The sequence below is a fragment of the Saccharopolyspora sp. genome (genome assembly GCF_017434145.1).
GTDB classification, from domain to species: domain Bacteria; phylum Actinomycetota; class Actinomycetes; order Mycobacteriales; family Pseudonocardiaceae; genus Saccharopolyspora_C; species Saccharopolyspora_C galaxeae.
The window spans coordinates 1-3,618 of the sequence record NZ_JAFRFW010000510.1; the positions used below are offsets into that span (position 1 = coordinate 1).

Here is a 3,618-nt window from a genome sequence, read left to right on the forward strand (position 1 = left end):
ACGCCGATGCCGCCGGAACGCGCCGCCGCCGCACTGCTGCGGGCGATGACGCAGGACGACCCGCTGCTGGCCGTCGCGGACGTCGACTGGGAGCGGTTCACCGCCGCCTTCGGCTCCCGCCCGCTGGTCGCCGACCTGCCCGAGGTGCGGGCCGCGCGGCCCGCGGACTCCGAACGGCCCGCACTCGCCGCGAAGCTGGCCGAACTGCCGGAGTCCGGGCACCGCACCGCCGTGCTGGAGCTGCTGCTGGCCCAGGTCGCGGCCGTGCTCGGGCACGCGGGCGGGGCGGCGATCGACCCCGAGCGGGCCTTCAGCGACCTCGGGTTCGACTCACTGACCACTGTGGAGCTGCGCAACGCGCTGTCCGCCGCCACCGGCCTGGACTTGCCCGCGACCCTGGTCTTCGACCACCCGACTCCGGTGCTGCTGGCGGATTTCCTGCTCGGCGAGCTGCTGGGCGAGCTGCCCCGGCAGGCTCCGGGCAATGCCGCGCGGCCGGGCGACGACGATCCGATCGCCGTGGTCGGCGTCGCGTGCCGCTTTCCCGGCGGAGTGCGTTCGCCGGAAGACCTGTGGACGCTGCTCGCCGGCGGCGGCGACGCGATCGGACCGTTCCCCGCGGACCGCGGCTGGGACCTGTCCGCGCTCGCCGGTAGCTCGGCCACCCAGCAGGGCGGATTCCTGGACGGCGCAGCGGATTTCGACGCCGGGTTCTTCGGCATCTCGCCGCGGGAGGCGCTCGCGATGGACCCGCAGCAGCGGTTGCTGCTGGAGACCACCTGGGAGGCGCTGGAGCGCGCCGCGATCGATCCGGAGCGGCTGCGCGGCAGCGACACCGGAGTGTTCGTCGGCACCAACGGGCAGGACTACGCCGAGCTGCTGCGCAAGGCCGCCGCGGACGTCGCGGGGCACGTCGCCACCGGGAACACCGCCAGCGTCATGTCCGGCAGGCTCTCCTACACCCTCGGACTGGAAGGCCCGGCCGTCACGGTCGACACCGCCTGCTCGTCCTCGCTGGTGGCGCTGCACTGGGCGTCGACCGCGCTGCGCGGTGGGGAGTGCTCGCTGGCGCTGGCCGGAGGCGTGTCGGTGATGTCCGGACCGGACTCGTTCGTCGAGTTCAGCACGCAGAGCGGGCTCGCCCCGGACGGGCGCTGCAAGGCGTTCTCCGCCGATGCCGACGGCACCGCCTGGGCGGAAGGCGCCGGAATCCTGGTGCTGGAGCGGCTTTCCGACGCGCAGCGGCACGGCCACGAGGTGTGGGGTGTGCTGCGCGGCGGGGCGGTGAACCAGGACGGCGCGTCGAACGGGCTCACCGCCCCGAACGGTCCCGCCCAGCAGCGGGTGATCCGGCGCGCGCTGGACGATGCCGGGCTCGATCCGTCCGATGTGGACGTGGTGGAGGCGCACGGCACCGGAACCGCCCTCGGCGACCCGATCGAGGCGCAGGCGCTGCTGGCCACCTACGGGCGGGAGCGGGCCGAACCGTTGCTGCTCGGCGCGGTGAAATCCAACCTCGGGCACACCCAGGCCGCCGCCGGTGTGGCCGGGGTGATCAAGGTGCTGCTCTCCATGCGCCACGGCGAGCTGCCGTCGACGCTGCACGTCGGTGAACCGTCCTCGCACGTGGACTGGTCCGCCGGCGCGGTGGAGCTGCTCACCGAGGCGCACGAATGGCCGGAGGGTTCGCGACCGCGCCGCGCCGGGGTTTCCGCGTTCGGTGTCAGCGGCACCAACGCGCACCTGATCATCGAGCAGGCGCCTGTCGTGGCCGACGAGCGCCCGGCCGCGGTGGTGGATCCGCAGGTCGTGCCGTGGCCGGTGTCGGCCCGATCGCGGGCAGCGCTGGACGCCCAGATCGACCGGATCACCGCTTTCGTTGCAGGGAGCGGGGATTCCGCAGCGGACATCGGCTGGACGCTCGCCACCGGGCGTGCCGCGTTGCGCCACCGAGCAGTCCTGCTGTCCACACCGGACGGGTTGCGCGAGGTGGCCCGCGGCGTCGCGGAACCCCGCGGTGGCCGAACCGCGTTCGTCTTCTCCGGCCAGGGCTCGCAACGCGCGGCCATGGGCCGTGAGCTCTACGGTCGATTCCCGGTGTTCGCCGAGGCCCTGGACGACGTGCTGGCGCACTTGGAGCCGGAACTCGACGGGTCGCTGCGGGAGGTGCTGTTCGCCGAGCCGGGTTCGGACCTCGCAGCCGAGCTGGATGAGACCGGCCGCACCCAGCCCGCGCTGTTCGCGCTGGAGGTCGCGCTGTTCCGGCTCGCCGAATCCTTCGGCGTGGAACCGGATTTCGTCGCCGGGCATTCCATCGGCGAGCTGTCCGCCGCACACGTGGCGGGGGTGCTCTCGCTGCCCGACGCGGCGAAGCTCGTCGCCGCTCGCGCTCGGCTCATGCAGGCGCTTCCGCGGGGTGGCGCGATGATCTCCGTTCAAGCCACTGAGGACGAACTGCGACCGCTGCTGACCGAGCAGGTTTCGCTGGCCGCGCTCAACGCACCGGACTCCGCGGTCGTCGCGGGCGAAGCCGAGGCCGCGCGCGGAGTCGCCGAGCGGTTCGCCGCGCAGGGCCGCAAGACCCGCGAACTCACCGTCAGCCACGCGTTCCACTCGCCGCTGATGGAGCCGATGCTCGCCGATTTCCACCGCGTCGCTTCGGAAATCACCTTCCACGCCCCGCGCATTCCGCTGATCTCCAACCTGACCGGCGCGATCGCCGAACCGGAGCAGCTGTGCACGCCGGAGTACTGGGTGCGGCACGTGCGCGAGGCCGTGCGGTTCGCCGACGGAGTCCGTGCGCTGCACGAGGCGGGCGTTCGCCGGTTCGTCGAACTCGGCCCGGACGGCGTGCTCGCAGGCCTGGTGCAGCAGACTCTCAGCGACCAGGCGCCGCTGGCGGTGGCCGTCCTGCGCAAGGACCGCGGCGAAGAACTCGCTGTCGCCACGGCACTTTCCCAGTTGCACACCGACGGGGTGCGGATCAGCTGGGCGGAGTTCTTCGCAGGCACCGGGGCGCGCCGAGCCGACCTGCCCACCTACGCGTTCCAGCGCGAGCGGTACTGGCCGGAGGTTCCCGTCGCGGCGGCCCCGGCGGCTGCGTCGGACACCGAGTTCTGGTCCGCAGTGGAACGCGCGGACCTGGACGAACTCTCCGCTGCGTTGAACGTGGACGGTGCCGCGCTGGCCGGAGTGCTGCCCGCGCTGTCTTCCTGGCGGCTTCAGCGCCGCGATCAGTCCGTTGTGGACGGATGGCGGTATGGGATCAGCTGGCGGCCGTTGCCGGTTTCCTCCGGCGAACCGCGCGGTGCGTGGGTGCTGCTCGCGGACCCGACCGACGAGTGGATCCCCGCGGTGCGCACGGTGCTGCCGGACGCGGAGTTCGTCGCGGCCTCCCGCGGCGAGCTGCCCGAGCTTCCGGGCTGCGCCGGAGTGGTCTCGCTGCTGGACATCGACCCGGCCGAGCTGCTGCGCGCGCTGGCGGAGCGCGGCTGCAACGCGCCGGTGTGGTTCGTGACCCGCGGCGGTGTCGCAGTCGGACGTGCTGAGCAGCCCGGCTCCCACGCCGAACGGTGGGGTAGCGGCCGGGTAGCCGCGCTGGAGCATCCGCAGCGCTGG

The 3,618-nt window shown here is 73.2% G+C and carries 1 protein-coding gene; it reads left to right on the forward strand.

The features are described 5' to 3' along the window. Positions 1-3,618 (forward strand): beta-ketoacyl synthase N-terminal-like domain-containing protein (locus IJH84_RS14125; protein ID WP_295145108.1); only part of this gene is annotated, 3,618 nt, incomplete at both ends.